The sequence below is a fragment of the Oceanobacter sp. ABM4_470 genome (genome assembly GCF_056158645.1).
In genome coordinates this window covers 1,435,053-1,450,974 of record NZ_JBSWTR010000001.1, presented here as the reverse complement: position 1 = coordinate 1,450,974, position 15,922 = coordinate 1,435,053, and the positions used below count along the sequence as shown (strand labels likewise).

At 53.2% G+C, this 15,922-nt stretch carries 17 protein-coding genes and 1 riboswitch; of the genes, 9 read left to right on the top strand and 8 right to left on the bottom strand.

The window, feature by feature from the left end; translation table 11 throughout:
* Nucleotides 1-78: 78 nt before the first annotated feature.
* Together ACXADJ_RS06465 and ACXADJ_RS06460 are read right to left on the bottom strand one after the other, a co-directional pair.
* Nucleotides 79-231 carry a hypothetical protein gene (locus ACXADJ_RS06465; RefSeq protein ID WP_028292824.1) on the bottom strand — a complete coding sequence of 51 codons (153 nt, stop codon included), beginning with the start codon at nt 229-231 and terminating at the stop codon, nt 79-81.
* A gap of 12 nt (nt 232-243) precedes the next feature.
* Nucleotides 244-810, bottom strand: a complete 567-nt coding sequence (locus tag ACXADJ_RS06460; RefSeq protein ID WP_475064178.1) for a hypothetical protein — start codon at nt 808-810, stop codon at nt 244-246.
* A 151-nt stretch (nt 811-961) separates the two neighbouring features.
* On the opposite strand from ACXADJ_RS06460, the gene ACXADJ_RS06455 reads away from it, so the two are divergent.
* Nucleotides 962-1,270: a YkgJ family cysteine cluster protein gene (locus ACXADJ_RS06455; RefSeq protein WP_475064177.1), complete on the top strand. Its 309-nt coding sequence runs from the start codon at nt 962-964 to the stop codon at nt 1,268-1,270.
* On the opposite strand, the gene ACXADJ_RS06450 is transcribed toward ACXADJ_RS06455, so the two are convergent.
* Nucleotides 1,217-2,812 carry a methyl-accepting chemotaxis protein gene (locus tag ACXADJ_RS06450; protein WP_475064176.1) on the bottom strand — a complete coding sequence of 532 codons (1,596 nt, stop codon included), beginning with the start codon at nt 2,810-2,812 and terminating at the stop codon, nt 1,217-1,219. The genes ACXADJ_RS06455 and ACXADJ_RS06450 overlap by 54 nt on opposite strands.
* Before the next feature lie 277 nt (nt 2,813-3,089).
* Between ACXADJ_RS06450 and ACXADJ_RS06445 the strand changes: the two genes are divergently transcribed.
* A complete protein-coding gene (locus ACXADJ_RS06445; protein ID WP_475064175.1) occupies nt 3,090-3,416 on the top strand; it encodes a hypothetical protein in 327 nt (108 codons plus the stop codon).
* Between the two features lie 35 nt (nt 3,417-3,451).
* Here ACXADJ_RS06445 and ACXADJ_RS06440 read toward each other — a convergent pair whose 3' ends face one another.
* Both ACXADJ_RS06440 and ACXADJ_RS06435 read right to left on the bottom strand, forming a co-directional pair.
* Complete coding sequence (locus tag ACXADJ_RS06440) at nt 3,452-3,982, bottom strand: NUDIX hydrolase (protein ID WP_475064174.1); 531 nt, start codon at nt 3,980-3,982, stop codon at nt 3,452-3,454.
* A 71-nt stretch (nt 3,983-4,053) separates the two neighbouring features.
* Complete coding sequence (locus ACXADJ_RS06435; RefSeq protein WP_475064173.1) at nt 4,054-4,419, bottom strand: DUF3135 domain-containing protein; 366 nt, start codon at nt 4,417-4,419, stop codon at nt 4,054-4,056.
* Nucleotides 4,420-5,115: 696 nt separating this feature from the next.
* On the opposite strand from ACXADJ_RS06435, the gene ACXADJ_RS06430 reads away from it, so the two are divergent.
* The 3 genes from ACXADJ_RS06430 (at nt 5,116) to purT (ending at nt 7,383) form a co-directional block, all read left to right on the top strand.
* Nucleotides 5,116-5,748 carry an NUDIX hydrolase gene (locus ACXADJ_RS06430; protein ID WP_475064172.1) on the top strand — a complete coding sequence of 211 codons (633 nt, stop codon included), beginning with the start codon at nt 5,116-5,118 and terminating at the stop codon, nt 5,746-5,748.
* 82 nt (nt 5,749-5,830) lie between these two features.
* Complete coding sequence (locus ACXADJ_RS06425; RefSeq protein ID WP_028292818.1) at nt 5,831-6,034, top strand: DUF1289 domain-containing protein; 204 nt, start codon at nt 5,831-5,833, stop codon at nt 6,032-6,034.
* Nucleotides 6,035-6,135: 101 nt separating this feature from the next.
* On the top strand, nt 6,136-7,383 hold the full coding sequence (purT, locus tag ACXADJ_RS06420) for a formate-dependent phosphoribosylglycinamide formyltransferase (protein WP_475064171.1): 1,248 nt from the start codon (nt 6,136-6,138) through the stop codon (nt 7,381-7,383).
* 68 nt (nt 7,384-7,451) lie between these two features.
* On the opposite strand, the gene ACXADJ_RS06415 is transcribed toward purT, so the two are convergent.
* From ACXADJ_RS06415 to ACXADJ_RS06405, 3 genes are all read right to left on the bottom strand, one after another.
* The gene (locus tag ACXADJ_RS06415) at nt 7,452-9,056 is read right to left on the bottom strand and encodes a sensor domain-containing diguanylate cyclase (RefSeq protein WP_475064170.1); all 1,605 of its coding nucleotides are present in this window, start codon (nt 9,054-9,056) and stop codon (nt 7,452-7,454) included.
* Nucleotides 9,057-9,134: 78 nt separating this feature from the next.
* Entirely contained in the window at nt 9,135-10,679 is a 1,545-nt protein-coding gene (locus ACXADJ_RS06410; protein ID WP_475064169.1) for a GGDEF domain-containing protein, read from the bottom strand.
* Nucleotides 10,680-10,907: 228 nt separating this feature from the next.
* Nucleotides 10,908-11,462, bottom strand: a complete 555-nt coding sequence (locus ACXADJ_RS06405; RefSeq protein WP_475064168.1) for a YaeQ family protein — start codon at nt 11,460-11,462, stop codon at nt 10,908-10,910.
* 159 nt (nt 11,463-11,621) lie between these two features.
* Between ACXADJ_RS06405 and ACXADJ_RS06400 the strand changes: the two genes are divergently transcribed.
* The 4 genes from ACXADJ_RS06400 to ACXADJ_RS06385 all read left to right on the top strand — a co-directional run bounded on the left by ACXADJ_RS06400 (nt 11,622) and on the right by ACXADJ_RS06385 (nt 15,914).
* The gene (locus ACXADJ_RS06400) at nt 11,622-11,909 is read left to right on the top strand and encodes a helix-turn-helix domain-containing protein (RefSeq protein WP_475064167.1); all 288 of its coding nucleotides are present in this window, start codon (nt 11,622-11,624) and stop codon (nt 11,907-11,909) included.
* An 85-nt stretch (nt 11,910-11,994) separates the two neighbouring features.
* Nucleotides 11,995-12,169: riboswitch (yybP-ykoY riboswitch) on the top strand.
* 6 nt (nt 12,170-12,175) lie between these two features.
* Nucleotides 12,176-12,766, top strand: coding sequence for a TMEM165/GDT1 family protein (locus ACXADJ_RS06395; RefSeq protein ID WP_475064166.1), 591 nt, complete (start codon nt 12,176-12,178; stop codon nt 12,764-12,766).
* 137 nt (nt 12,767-12,903) lie between these two features.
* Nucleotides 12,904-14,952 (top strand): FAD-dependent oxidoreductase, encoded by a 2,049-nt coding sequence (locus ACXADJ_RS06390; RefSeq protein ID WP_475068148.1) that lies wholly within the window; start codon nt 12,904-12,906, stop codon nt 14,950-14,952.
* A gap of 212 nt (nt 14,953-15,164) precedes the next feature.
* Nucleotides 15,165-15,914, top strand: coding sequence for an MHYT domain-containing protein (locus ACXADJ_RS06385; protein ID WP_475064165.1), 750 nt, complete (start codon nt 15,165-15,167; stop codon nt 15,912-15,914).
* Nucleotides 15,915-15,922: the final 8 nt, after the last annotated feature.

Sequence of the window (15,922 nt, the reverse complement as noted above, 5' to 3'; positions counted from 1 at the left end):
TCTGGTCAGCTATCTGTATTCCTACAGCAACAACGGACTGACGGGCTAGGATTGACTGCAGGAAGGCAAAAAGAACGACTAGCGTCGTTCTTCTTCCATGATTTCCAGCAAGCGACGGGCAATGGCTTCAAACAGCTGTGCTTGCTCGTTATCGGCGCTGGCGGTAAGGCTGTACATCAGACTCTCCAGCTCAGAGCGGGACATGTATCGTACGGTTACTGCGTTGGTCATGGTCTTTCCGTCTCAGAATCGGTAACTGATCATAGCGTTGGTGAGCCAAACATCCGGGCGTTTGCCCGACGCGCCACCGCGGCGATTTTCATTGCGGTAGTCCTGGTCGTCACGGTAGGTACCGGCAATGTCCAGCGTGATTGGGCCCCATTGCACGCCGGTACCAACTTGCCAGCCCCAGCCGTTAAAAACACCAGTGTGCTTGCTGGTGCCGCGATCAATCAGGATTTTCTCCCGATGCCAGGCCGGGCCGGTGTACAGTCGGAAGCCTTCAGATGCCAGCCCCCAGCCCCACATCAATTGGGTTTCAAAACCGGTCACGTCTTTGCCGTCCTGGTGCATGCGGTAAATGATGAAACGCGAGGCGGCGTGCTCGCTTTGGGGGAACTCAGCAAAAATGCCCACGCCCTGATCACCGGATTCCGGCATATAGCTGGCACCCGGAGAAACATCCAGGGTGGTTGAACTGATGCCAACCCGGAAGTTGGTGTAGTCATCCTGTTTGGCCGAGTCGGCAATGGCCTGGCCAGAGCCCATAAGAGCCAGAATCACAGAGGCAGACCAGAGAGTCGTCTTCATGACGGACATCCTTGCTGAAAATTTTCAGGAAGGCTAAACCAGTGGCGGGTGGCGTTCAAGGGATTTTGAAGGAATGACTGGCCTTATATCCAGTATTTTGTCGTGGTTCGCTATGTTTCAATTTAAGGACCCAATTACATGAGATCAACCCGTGGAATGTCGCTTAGGCTGCGGAGCCTGTTGTATCGCCCCATCCATCACCTCAGCCATTCCCGGTATGCCCAAAGGCAAGCCCGCGGGTGTGCGCTGTGTGCAGCTTTCGGACGATAATCTGTGCCAGCTGTTTGGTCAGCCAGAGCGACCTGCGGTGTGTGGCAAGTTCACCGCCGAAGACGATATTTGCGGTACAACCAATCAGCAGGCGTTTGACAACCTGATCTTTCTTGAGCAAGTGACCGGCGAAGCCTCAGAGTCGGAACTGTCTGACCAGGCTGCCCAGTCGCTGCGACAGCCCCAATAGCTCATTGGCAATCTTGTTGGTGGCTTCGGCACTGCTGACGCTGGCCACAGATTCATTGTTGATGCGGTGAATGCCATCCGATACCTGACTACCTACCGCCAGCTGCTGTTCCATGCTGGATAGCGTTGCCTGACTCAGCTCGGTCATGCGATCCATTTTCGAGATCATGTGGTTTAGCGCTTCGGCAGCGTCGCGAATGCGTGACACACCTTCTTCGGCGGTTTCTCTAGCGGTGTTCATGGAGCCAACGGCGTTGCGAGCTTCCGACTGCAATTGGCCAATCATGTTTTCGATTTCACGGGCGGAATCATGGGTGCGCTGCGACAGCGTGCGCACTTCGTCTGCGACAACGGCAAAACCACGGCCGGATTCCCCAGCGCGTGCGGCCTCAATGGCGGCATTGAGCGCCAGCAGATTGGTTTGTTCGGCAATTTCCTTGATTACGCCCAGTACGCTGCCAACGTTGCTGCTGCGTTCATCCAGTGTGCCAATAACGTTGGCGGTTTCCTGAATGGCGCCGTTCATGGCGCTGATGTGATCCACCGCCAGTGAGGTTTTTTCCATGCCTGCATTAGCGACATCCCGGGCCAAACGCGCTGACTCTGTGCTTTCGCGGGCGTTCTGCGTCACATGACTGGTGCTGGCCATCAGGTCATCGATACCTTGCAGCAACTGGCGGGACTCATTGCGTTGAGTTTCTGCGGCTTGCCGTGCCTTACCTGATGAGCTGCTGATTTCACTGGCGCTGTGTTCAACCTGATTGGCGGAGCTAACCACTTCGGATAACGATTGCGCAAAGCGCTTTACCATGTTGTTCAGCGAACTGGCGGTGTCGCCAATCTCGTCTCGGCTTCGGGCGGTAAAATCCACCGTCAGGTCCGAATTGTTTTCCATGTCGCGCAATTTTTGCTGGATATTGCGGGTAGGGGATACGATCAATTGGCGCAGCAGCAGTGACAACACCACAATGGCAACGGCCATGACGCTGCCTTGCAGGGTGATCAGTTGAAACATATTGCCTTCAATCTGGCCGTCGATGCCGGCCATTGAGTAGGTAATGCGCGTTGCACCCAGAATATCGCCCTCGCTGGCCTGGTGGCAGCCGAGGCAATTCGTGCCTCGATAATCAGCCGATGCTCGAATAGGCTCAATATAGGTGATGGTGCGGCCTAGTGAATTGCTGGACTCCAGCAGTACGGTTTCACCTGCCAGTGCGCGTTGGTCGAGTTCGTCAGCCGGGTATTCGTGCGCCATTCCCTTGCCGTAGAGGACGTCGATTTTTTCTGACCGAATCATACGGGCTTCGGTAATGACGTCGTCAGCCAGCAGCTTGTCCCGCAGCAGCTCACGATTGGCGATCGCCCCCGAAATCATAAGCATATTCATGGAGTCCAGGTAGCCGCTGGCCTTGTCTTGCAGCAGGTCATGCACCAGCGTATTGCTGAGTTGTTTCTCGGAATGCACGCTTTGCGTCACAGCAATCGCCAATACAATCAGCAGAATGCCAGCCAGAGCGGTGTTCAATTTTTGTTGAATGGTCATAGGTTTCCCGGAAATCATGCGTTTGCTTGCAAAACTGCCCGGCGGGGCGTTCTCAACAATCGGCGAGGTGCTGTATGTGTTCTGCCTTGGCTGTTCTTCCTTGTCTGCTGGGATGCCTGAAGGGAGCAGTGCAAAACGATGCAAGCACGCTCATGGCTTCTTAAGACCGAGAAATGAACCTTCTTTAACACTAGACCAATCTCGTTATTTTGCGTTTGTGCGGGTATTTTGTAGGGTTTTTCTTAATATGGATCGTGAATAAGCAGAGGCAAGAAGCATGTACAAATTGGGCTTTTACGTCCCGCAGCCGCAGCTGGACGAAGTGAAACAAGCGGTGTTTGCCGCTGGTGCAGGGAATATTGGAGATTACGAACACTGCTGCTGGCAGTGTCCTGGCCGTGGTCAGTTTCGTCCAGGCCCGGCCGCCAATCCGTTTATTGGTGAGCCGGGAACACTTGAGTATGTTGATGAATATCGGGTCGAAATGGTCGTCGCTGACCACTGTATTCGCGCGGTAGTGGCGGCACTGAAGGCCGCTCACCCTTACGAAGAGCCAGCATTTGATATCGTCAAGCTGGTCTCAGAAGACGACTTGCCGGTTTAAAAATCAATTCCTGAGCAGTGATAGAGTCAGCCGGCTCAGCGGTTGCGGTTAACTTCAAGTGTATGAACGCGGGCAGGAGCCGGATTTTCCAGAAACAGACGCAGGCTTTTTTCGACCGTAGAAAAGGCCAGCTCATCCCATGGGATGTCTTCGGGATCGAACAAGGCCACTTCCAGACTTTCAGGGCCAGAGGAGAATTCGGCAGTCGGCAATACAGCCGTATAGAAGATGTGGACCTGATCGATGTGAACCACACTGATCATGCTGAACAGTTGCTGGATTTCCACCTTGGCCAGCGCTTCTTCCCAGGTTTCGCGCAGGGCTGCTTGCTCTGTGCTTTCGCCGTTTTCCATAAAGCCAGCGGGTAGCGTCCAGTATCCCATGCGGGGTTCAATGGCGCGTTTGCACAGCAGAATCTTGCCTTGATAGGTGGGCAGGGTGCCCGCCACGATGCGCGGGTTCTGATAATGAATGGTGCCGCACTGTTCGCAAACGTGACGAGGGCGGTTGTCTCCCTCGGGAATTTTCAGTTCGATGTGTCCGGCACAAACGCTGCAGTATTTCATCCCGTCCTCTGATAAATGCCAGGGCCGTAAGGATCTACGGCCATCGAACGAGTATACCTGTTCAGGTTCGATTAGCGATTGGCAATTTCCGGAAACTGCAAGACCGCTGCGCGAGGGGAATCAACCAGCTCGGTGCCATTGGCAACGGCCCGCGGCGCTTCGGAAGCGATTTCCATGTCGGTAGCACCGTTGATGGTTTCGCGCATCTGGAACAGGTGATCGTGCATCATTTTGGAAATGCGAATGCAGGAGTCCATAGGGTTGCGAGCGCGGCGGCGTTCCATATCGACCTGAAACTGCAGACCACGCAGACGGCGCTGATATTGTTGCGGTGCGCCGTTAATGGTTTCTTCAACCATCTGCTGGCGCAGGGCTTCCAGCTGTTCCGGGTTTTGTTCGGCCAATTTACGCAGTTCTTCAAATGACGGTAATTCCACAGCAGCCACCTCTCAAAAAATATAAATACTGGCTTGAATTAACTGAAAAACAGTCTACCAGTAACATTCTGTTAAGAAACTTTGTCAGAGTGTTTTTAACCTGTCTAACCTGTTGAATTTGTGTAAGAAAAAAACGATGGCTCCAATCTGTGTCTTTGTGCATCTGTTCATGGAAACAAGCGGCTCTCTTTTCCGGATATCTAGGGACCCTCTGAAAAACTCCGCACCGCTCTCGGCTCTGGCTTCCTGCTTCGCCCTACCTCCTGCATCCATGCAGTCGTGCGCGAGTCCTGCAGGTCGTCAGAACAAGGCGGCGAATGCAGCGGAATGACCAGTCCTTTTCAAATTCGCCAACACCGTTCTGGCGGGCTGCAGGCCGCGCCCTACGGGGATGGCAGGGCCTTGCTGACTCTGTGTCGCTGATTTTTGACTTGACCCGTCCGGCCTGCAAATCAGCTTCGTGATTCAGCTTCGCCCTGTCATCCAGAGCTGGCATCGAGTTTCTCAGAGGGTCCCTAGGGGTTGGCCCAAAAAACGATCTAAAGAAACGATCTAAAGAATCGACCGAAAGAATCGACCGAAAGGCGGACTGGCTGACTGAACTATTCACGCCCGAAGTTGTAAAACAGCGGCTCTTAACCGACGGGTTTCTTTACCATTTCGATTAAAAACGAAATTATTTTCTGGAGTCACCACTTGCTCGACACTAAACTGGACAACATGACCAACGAAGACTTGTTGTCCACATTGTCAAAACGGCACGCCAACCATACGCCGCGTCGTTTTCGACGTCCCGGTCTCAGAGAGGCCGCGGTGCTTGTTGCGCTGTCCTGCAAGGATGGCGTGCCTTCTGTTCTGCTTACCCGAAGAACCACCGAAATGCCAACCCATAAAGGCGAGGTTGCATTCCCAGGTGGCAAATGCGAGCAATACGACAGTCACTACACAGCCACCGCGCTGCGCGAAGCCCACGAAGAGGTTGGGCTGGAGCCTTCGCTGGTGTCGGTTGTAGGGGAGCTGGATCAGGTGATTTCCAAGTTTGGATTTCTGGTCACCCCTGTGCTGGCGGTCGTGCCGCCAGGTCTGAAATACGTTCCTGACCCTCGGGAGCTCGACAGTATTTTCTCGGTACCTCTGTCGTTCTTTATGGGCGAACCCCACGAATTCTTTGAGCGTGACGGCATTACCATGCCAACCTGGCGTTATCAGCACTACCGCATCTGGGGCCTGACGGCCTATATGATTGGCGAATTGATGAACCGCTACTTCGATGCGGATATTCCAATCGGCCGTATTGCCGCCGCCAGTCGTGATCATTCAGGCGAATAAACCGGATCTCCGGATGCCACATTCGTTGGATTTCTGATCACTGCCGCGTTAGCATTCCAGCCCTTGCTGTTGGAGGCTCGCTTTGAAATCGGAAACCCCCGTTAAATCGCCCTGCGTACACATTTGCATTCTGAACGACGAAGACGTTTGCGAAGGCTGCTACCGTACCGGTATGGAAATCAGCCGCTGGGGTCGTATGGACAACGACGAGAAGCGCAAGGTGCTGGACAGCTGTCACGAGCGGGAGTCACGCTCGGGTAACGTATTCTCTTTTACGCTGGACTGACGGTTCGTCCAGCGTCTGCCTATTCTTATCCACTCGCGGTGTACCAATCGTTAGCTGGCATTTCAGCAGATTCATCACTGCCTGACTTTCACGGATTCGCCATGACGACCACAAATACCCCTGCTTCTGACAATGCCGTCGCCACCTTTGAGGCTGGCACCATAGGCACCCCATTTTCTGAAACTGCCACGCGTGTGTTGTTGTGTGGTTCCGGGGAACTGGGTAAGGAAGTGGTGATTGAATTGCAGCGTTTGGGCTGCGAGGTGATTGCTGTTGACCGTTATGCCAACGCACCGGCGATGCAGGTTGCTGACCGCTTCCACATCATCAGTATGCTGGATGGGGCGGCACTGCGTCAGGTGATTGAGCAAGAACAGCCGCACTTGGTGGTGCCAGAGATCGAAGCCATTGCCACCGACACCCTGGCAGCGCTGGAGCAAGAGGGCGTCAATATTGTTCCGACCGCTCGCGCTACGCAACTGACCATGAATCGGGAAGGCATTCGTCGCTTGGCCGCCGAAGAACTGGGCGTCGCCACTTCCAGTTACCGTTTCGCTGCCACCAAAAGCGAATTTGAAGCCGCAGCAGCTGAAATCGGTTTGCCGTGCCTGGTGAAGCCGGTAATGAGCTCTTCTGGCAAAGGTCAGAGCTTTGTCCGCGAGGCATCCCAGCTGGATGCTGCCTGGACCTACGCGCAAGAAGGCGGTCGTGCCGGACAAGGAAAAGTTATTGTTGAAGGCTTTGTTGATTTTGATTTCGAGATCACGCTGCTGACTATTCGTCATAACGACGGTCAGGGCGGCACTCAAACCAGTTTCTGCGAACCCATTGGCCACCGTCAGGCCGATGGCGACTATCAGGAATCCTGGCAGCCACAAGCCATGTCTTCAGTGGCATTGGCCAATGCCCAGGCCATTGCGATTCAGGTCACCAATGCACTGGGTGGTTGGGGCCTGTACGGCGTTGAGCTGTTTGTGAAAGGGGATGAGGTCATCTTCAGTGAGGTATCTCCAAGACCACACGACACCGGCCTGGTGACGCTGATATCTCAGCAGCTGTCTGAGTTTGCGCTTCACGCTCGTGCAATTTTGGGTCTGCCAGTGCCGTCCATTCGCCAATACGGCCCGGCAGCATCTTCTGTGCTTCTGGTTGAAGGGCAGTCAGCACGCATGCAATACGGCAATCTGTTTGCTGCGCTGACCGAGCCAGACACACAGCTGCGTTTGTTTGGTAAGCCAGAAGTAGCGGGTAAACGCCGCTTGGGCGTTGCCCTGGCGCTGGATGAAAGTATTGAAGCAGCCCGCGAAAAAGCCAACCGCAGTTCTGCTGCTGTGAAAGTCACTTTATGACCGTTGTATAACGGTTGCTTTATAACAGCAGCCGTCTGACTGCAAAAAAGAAGCTTGATCCAGTCGGATCAGGCTTCTGACGACGTTTGGCTGCGACTGATGCTAAACGACGCTCTTGTTAATTCCACCACCCGGCTTTGGCTGCGGCCGTTTTCCTTGGCTTTGTACAAGGCCTCGTCTGCCTGTTTCAGCCAATCGCTCATGTTACGGGTGTGAATCCAGTCTCCGGAATCCACCAGCCAGGCCGCGCCAATACTGACCGTCAGAATTTCACTGACGCTCGACATGATGTGCGGGATCGCCAGCTGATGAATTCGCTGATGCACCATCTTGAGCAACTGATCCAATTCGTCGCGGCTTTGCGCATAAACCATCAGTGCAAATTCTTCACCGCCGTAGCGGGCGACGGTTTCATCCGTGCGCTTGCCAAACTGGGCCAGTGTCGATGCCACCTGCTGTAGCGCCATATCACCTGTTGGATGCCCATAGTGATCGTTGTAGCGTTTGAAATGGTCGATATCCACCATGAGCAAAGCCATCGACAGTTGGTTACGTCCAAGACGTGACCAGCATTCGCTTAACCGGTGATCGAACCCGCGGCGATTCAGGATCGACGTCAAGGCATCGGTGCGGCTCAACTCCTTCAGCTGGGCATTTTGCATCATGATGGTATCGATCATGCGATTGTGCGATCGGGCCAGTTTTACCAGCTCTTTGATGCGAAGATGCTCGCTGATTGGAATATGGTGCATACGACCCGATTCCACCGTTGCTTGCAGGTGATCTTGTGCTCGCTGAAGCGGGCTGTGAATCATCCGTAAAATGGCCGCAAACAGCAGAGCAGGTAAGACGCCCAGCAGGATAAATTCTTTCCAAAGGTTCTGATTCAACAGCTCTGGCATTTCTATGTTTGGCGCATCAATATCCAGACACACCACATTATCAACCGGGCCGCTGTCCAGACATCGAATGGTGCGTTGAGAAGGTTTTCTAACTGGTGCCTTAAGGACGTTGTGATAGCTTCCGGCGTTGGTAACAACGGCGAGTTCCAGTTGAGTAATGCGCTCAGCCGTTGCCAATGTGTCATCCGTGATCGCACTGATAAATATCAGCCAGCCAATACCGGGCTGTTTACCATCCGAGCGGGTAACCGGATTGGCTGCCACCATGCTGGGCTGTCCATCGATCAGCTCAAATGAGCTTTCATTGGTGTCCTTCAGCAGCATGCCAAGTACATTGCTGTCCAATCCTGTTGGCAGCTGGGTCACCTCGCTGAGCACCCCCGCGTCTGAATCAAACCGGTAGCCAGCCCGGATAGACTGGGTCTGGTCCAGTACAAACACATGGTTCAGTTTCAAAAGCTCAAAGGTTTCCGGCTGAAAGTTGGCTTCCAGAAATTCCGTATGAAACCCCATGATGAAATCGTAGGTGTCATCCCATTCGGAGTAGTCGGTGGTTTGGTTGGCCAGAAATTCGCGGTTGATATGAATGACTTCTGCGAGGCTTTCGTAGCTGCGCTGCAACTCCAACGCGGTACGGCGTTGCTCTTCGGGGAATCCAAAAAAGGCGCGATAGCCCACCAAGCCGACAATCCACAGCAGCAGGTAACCCAGCACCATTGTGGTGTAGAGCGATTTGATGGAAACCTGCCAGCCATTGTCCTTGTTAATCATAAATGCAACTCGTTAAACCAACCCTTTACGGGGAATACCTCTTCAGACTAGAAGGTTGTAACAAGGTTGCCAGCAACATCAGGAGCGCATGTCGGGCAGTCGAGGTTTAATGGTTCTGTCCAAAATCTGGATCATGGTGCAGTTCCGGCCCGCGGCCTTGGCTTCGTAGAGAGCGACATCTGCGGCCTTCATCCATTCTCTGGGGGAAGACTGCTGTAACCATTCGCCACTTTCAACGATCCAGGCAACACCGGCACTGATCGTGAGGTAGGACGATGCCTGGGAATACTGATGGGGAATCTCCAGATCCCGTATCGCCTGCTTCAAACGCCGACGGAAGTTGTTCAACTCGATGGCGTCATCAATATGAATGATCATGGCAAACTCTTCGCCGCCATAGCGGGCCACAATCTCATCGGTACGCTGTGCACATTTGACCAGCGCTGCCGCCACTTTGGTTAATGCTGTATCGCCAGCCGGATGGCCATAGTGGTCGTTATAAGGTTTGAAATAATCGATATCCAACATGACGATGGCAATGGAGGTTTTGCGGCGCTGAATGCGTGACCAGCTCTCAGATAACGCCCGATCGAAAGCCAGCCGATTTGGAATACGTGTCAGGGAGTCGGTGGTCGACAGCTCTTGCAGTTGGTGTTGCTGGCGCATCACCAATCCGATCAGTCGGTTATAAGCCTGCTTGAGTTTGACGAGCTCCTGCATTTGCAACGGAATTGCAAACAGGATCGGCTTCAGTAAGCCCTCGCGGGAATTGCTCTCCAACAGCTCGGTGATTTTCTCAACCGGAGCGACGATCAGACGTGCCAGAATCCACCACAAGGCAAATGGTAGCAGCATGGCGATCAACAGGGTGGTGAGCAGTCGCAAATCGACGAATTCAGGGACCGTATCGTTGTGCTGGATTTGCAAGCACAGAGGTACCTGACCTCCGTCGGTAACGATGCACCGTTGACGCAAGTTGGCCGCCCGCTCAACGGCTGCGGTCAAGCTGGTCGGCTGTATTTTATGGTCGCTGGTATCGATGATCTGCAATGGCACCCGCGAATAACGGCTGATCTGGCTGATGGCCTGGTCATCGAGGGGAGAGCGAAAGACCAGCCAGCCGACATTGACGTGGCTGGGCTCATCCCAAACCGGGGTGGCGGCATACACGCCTACACCAAAGCGGTCTTTGCGGATGGTGCTAACCGGCTTGTCGCCTTGCCATTGGTTGATCCAGCCGAATATCCACTCTGGTGCCGATCGGAAAGACAACTCCTGTTCATCGCCCATCAGGGTGAATTTGGCCAGGGTTTCGCCGTCCGGACGTAGCAGCAGTACATGGCTCAGTTGGCGTTGCTGCATTACCTCTGGAGAGAAGAGGTCAAAGATATGACTGAGCACCCGACGATCCAGCATATCGACGACCTTGTAGCGGTCGCTGTAGTCGGCTGCCATTTGCTCAAGGGAGGTTTGCGGCAATTCAATCAGGTGCTGGATGGTCAGCAGCTCCTGCTGCTGCAGGTTGCGGCTATGATCCAGCTCTTGCGGATAGATCCAGATTGCTCGCACCAGCAATACACCGACCAGGAAAACGACGGCGTAAATGGCTGAGATGATGAGCATAAGGCGTTTGATGTTCAGAGCGGCTCTCCATTATTGCCATTCTTGCTCTGTCAGGCGTGGAAGCCGTCCTGATGACGTCTAAACCAGCACCTGTCCAGGAATGCCCTGAATAACCCGATGCCCGCGCAGCTGTGCAGAGTTATTCAGAGGGTCCTTAACCTAACGATAGGTTTGGCAGGGTAAATTGCAAAGCATTTTCAACCTGCCATGACTTATCAGACCGCGGGTTTAATCAAAATGTCCGTTTTCGCACAATTTTGTCAGCGGAATGTGCAACGTAGTCTGATCATCTGACAGCCAGATATCACGACCATCAATCATAATACTCAGCTGCATGGATTTTTGATGGAAGGCCTCAATGCCTTTCATTGCCTCAGGGCACAGCGCCCAACAGTCCAGATTGTTGAGCATCGGCAATTTTTTCTGACACTCATCAAGCCACTGCGGAACGCCTTTTTGCTGATAGGTGTATATATCAACCCTTGATGCCTGTCGGGATGCTTTTTTGATGCGATCGGGGCTTGGCAATCCTAGGTCAATCCATGCCAAAATGTCCCCAGTGGCAGATTTGTGCCATATTTCTGGTTCAGAATCCGTACTGAGGCCTTTAGTGAAGGTCAAACCGTCACATGCGTGTAACGCATAGGCCAAAACCCGAGCCATTAGTCGGAGACTGGTTTCGGAAGGGTGTTGAGCAATGGTCAGATCGACAGTGTCGAAATAACCGCGGTTGGTATCACTGATGTTGATGCTGGCTTTGCATACCGTTGCTTTAAGAGCCATGAAAAATTCCTGATTCAAGGGTGCGAATCAAGCCCTTTAAAAGGACTTACGTGTCATTCCGCACCAATTATATGCGGTTTTTCAATGAACGCTTGTTTAATCATTGATGCTGACTAGAGTTGTTTTGAACGTTGAAATAATCACCGGGGCGTGACTGCTATGAGTTATCGCGAGTTTAGTGTTAACGGCCTGTTGGCCGAAGTCGGCATACGGGTACGTGCAGCGCGACTGGCCATGAATTTGAGCCAGGAGCAGCTGGCAAAAGAAGCGGCCGTCAGCCGTTCTACCATAAAACGACTGGAAGCAGGCACCGACAGTGTCAGCCTTGCGAACCTGTTATCTATCTTGCAGGTGCTGGACTGCATTGATGGATTTGTGGCTTCCTTGCCAGAGCCGGATTCCAGCTCGGATGCTCGTCAAAGAGCTTCCCGTGCCAGCTCTGTGTAAGAGTATTACTGCTGTGTTGTTTTTGAACAATGGAATACTTTTCAAGTGTTTAGTCTTGCTTGCCACAGGCACGTGGCGTAAAGTGACCAAACTCTTGGGGGAGTAGTCTTCCGTTAATCCAACGGATCTTACGTCAACATAATTGAGCCTCATGCTCGTGGCGTAAGAGACACCAACCGTGTTTGACAAGACCTGAGACAATTTCCGGTGCGAAGGGTAGCCACTGGATGTTGTCTTTGGTTTATAAGCTACCCGGTGATGTCTTGATGGATGCTTTATCTTTTGCCGATTCGGCGTTTTTCTCTTCTACTTTTGCGGTAGCTCTAGCCGAAATTGGCGATAAAACCCAACTTCTCACTCTGTTTCTTGCCATTCAGTTTCGCAATCGGCTTGCGATTGTGTTCGGTATTTTCCTCGCCACACTGGTGAATCATGGTTTGTCTGCCTGGTTTGGCGGTTGGCTGTCCCAGGTTGCCAACAACAGCTTTCTGTCCGGCAATTGGCATTACCTGATGGCGGCTGGCTTTCTGGCCATGGCAATCTGGTTGTTGGTTCCTGATGAAGACGAAGACGTTGAAAATCGCTGGCTAAAATATGGCGCTTTTGTTGCCACGCTGGTGCTGTTTTCTGTTGCTGAACTGGGCGATAAGACCCAGGTGGTGACTGTCATGCTGGCCGCACAATGGCAAGCACCGCTCACGGTAACCGCGGGTACCACCATCGGCATGATGCTGGCCAACGTGCCGGTAATCTGGTTCGGCAAGGCTCTGATTGAGCGAATGCCAGTGCAGCTGATTCACCGTATTACGGCCGCTTTGTTTGCCATCAGCGGCGTGACTCTGCTGTTCCTCAACTGAGTTCGATATTTCCGCCCTGAAGGATACTGAATTTAGCCAATTGTTCTCTCTGGTTGTTTTTATGGTCTGCGCGGTCATGGTTTGCATGGCGTTCAGGCCATAAACTGATTTTATAACAACGAAAAGAGAACACCGTGATGAATTCGTACCCGCATCTGTTTGAGCCGCTGGACCTTGGTTTTACCCGACTGAAAAACCGCGTCATCATGGGCTCGATGCATACCGGTCTGGAAGATCGCCCATGGCATTTTTCCAAACTGGCGGCGTATTTTGAAGAACGCGCCAAAGGCGGTGCAGCACTGCTGATTACCGGTGGCTTTTCTCCTAATCGCGCCGGTGATCTGCTGCCATTTGGCTCCAAGCTTATGAGCCAATGGCAAGTGCCTTTTCACCGTAAAGTGACCGACGCGGTACATAAGCACGACAGCAAGATCGTGCTGCAAATTCTTCATGCTGGCCGTTATGGCTATACGCCATTGAATGTTGCCCCAAGCGCCATCCAGTCTCCGATCACGCCTTTCAAGCCGAAAGAGCTGTCTGCCAGTCAAATCGAAAGCACCATTCGTCAATACGGCCGCACGGCCAAACTGGCGAAAAAAGCGGGCTACGACGGCGTCGAAATCATGGGCTCGGAAGGGTACTTGATCACCCAGATGCTGAATGAACGCACTAACCGCCGTAACGACGAATGGGGCGGCAGCTACGAAAATCGCATGCGCTTTGCGCTTGAAGTGGTTCGATCCATTCGAGAGCAGGCGGGTGACGACTTCATTGTGATCTTCCGATTGTCGATGCTGGACCTGGTAGAAGGTGGTTCCAGTGCAGAGGAAATTGCAACGCTGGCCCGCGCCCTGCAACAACAAGGGGTCAACATCCTCAACACAGGCATCGGCTGGCATGAGGCGCGTGTACCGACCATCGTGACATCAGTGCCGCGGGCGGCTTTTGTTGAAGCAACTGCTCGAGTCAAAGACTGCGTAGACATTCCGGTGGTGGCATCCAACCGCATTAACATGCCGGATGTCGCAGAAGACATCCTGGCCAGCGGCAAGGCTGACCTGATAGCCATGGCTCGCCCTTTCCTGGCCGATCCAGAGTGGGTAAATAAAGCGCAAGAAGGCCGGGCCGACGAAATCAATACCTGTATTGCTTGCAACCAGGCCTGCCTGGATCACACCTTCGAGAACAAACGCGCCTCATGTCTGGTGAATCCACGTGCCTGCCATGAGCTGGAACTGCAATACACGCCAGTAACCGAAGCCAAACATGTCATGGTGATTGGTGCTGGCCCGGCAGGCTTGGCATGCGCGGTGGTGGCAGCTCAACGGGGTCATAAAGTGACCTTGGTTGAATCACGTGACCATATTGGCGGCCAATTCAATCTTGCCGCCCAGATCCCCGGTAAAGAGGAATTCCACGAAACCATTCGCTACTTCAATGCCATGATCCGCAAGCACAACATCGATCTGAAGCTGTCGACACTGGCCGATGAGGCGCTAATCAATGAACTCAAACCGGATCACGTGGTGGTATCGACCGGGGTGAAACCTCGCATCCCTGCAATCCCGGGCATTGAACACGAAAAAGTCATCAGCTATCAGCGGTTACTGTCGGAAAAGCCGCCAGTCGGTCAGCGCGTTGCGGTGCTGGGCGCAGGTGGTATTGGCTTTGATGTGTCCGAGTACCTGACTCACGAAGGCAAGTCCACTTCGCTTGATGCCAGTGCCTGGCAAAAAGAGTGGGGGGTCGATGTCAATAACACCACCGCAGGTGGCCTGGCTGTGCCTGAACTGCATCCGTCGCCACGGGAAGTGTGGTTGCTGCAACGTAAAACCAGCCGTCATGGCAAGGGGCTGAATAAAACCACTGGTTGGGTTCATCGCGCCGTTCTGAAAATGAAGAACGTGCAAATGCTGGGTGGCGTGGAATACATCGGTATTGATGATCAGGGGTTGCATATTCGCGTCACTCGGGACGATATCAGTGAAGAGCGCACCCTGGACGTCGACAATATCATTTTGTGTACCGGCCAGGAGTCTGTCAGCGAGTTGTATCAACGACTCGAATCCGTCGCAGAAACATCAAACTTCGATACGCATCTGGTTGGCGGGGCTGAGTTCGCAGGCGAGCTGGATGCCAAACGTGCCATCCGCTTGGCCAGTGAACTGGCTGCATCATTGAACTGAGTACCGATATTAGAGTCTGCTTTGTTGTGATTGTTTTCGGGATAGAGTGAAAAAACCATCTATTCTGTAAAGGACGACGACTTTTCCGTTATTGGCTGGTAACAATGTTAATGACAAAGTCCGTTTTCACAGTAATGAACAGGAACATTGGAAATAGGGCTGGTTACGCTCGGGCTCTTTTCCACTCCCCATGTCTCAAAGCAAGGTATGCAATGGAAAACTACAATCTGGCTCTGGTCACGCTCTCCTATGCGTTGTCGGTATTCGGTTCCTACACGGCGCTGACGCTGGCGTCTGCCATACCGCTGACGGATCGAAAATCATCGGGTTGGTTGATCGGTGCGGCATTTGCGCTGGGCGGTACGGGTATCTGGGCGATGCATTTTGTTGGCATGCTGGCCTTCAAAACGCCATTGGATTTTGGCTACGACCTGACCCTGACTTTGGCTTCTCTGGCGATTGCCGTGGTGGTGGTCGGCATCGGCTTGCTGGTGGTATCCCGTAATCCGTCCAGTGTGGTGGCTCTGGTGCTGGCTGGCATCATTACCGGCCTGGGTGTTGCGACCATGCATTACACCGGCATGGCAGCGATGGTGATGCCAGGCTCCATGAGTCACGATGCTGCGCTTGTGATTGCTTCTGTTTTTATTGCTGTTTCCGCCTCCATTGTGGCGCTGTGGCTGGCTTTCAATGTCACCACCACGATGATGCGTGTGTTCAGCGCGCTGATTATGGGAGTTGCCGTGTGTGGCATGCACTACACCGGCATGTACGCCATGAACTTCGATTTTGGTTTGGCTCAACAGCTGTCATTGGCCGATTTGCAATACCAGTCATCCGTTGATGCTGGCGTGCTGGCAATGCTGATTGCGGTAGTGGGCTTTGGTGGTTCCGTGGCGCTGTTTCTCGGCACCCGCGAGTCGCTTAAACAGCTGCGTCAGGATGCGCAGTGGACCAACTAGTTGTCATA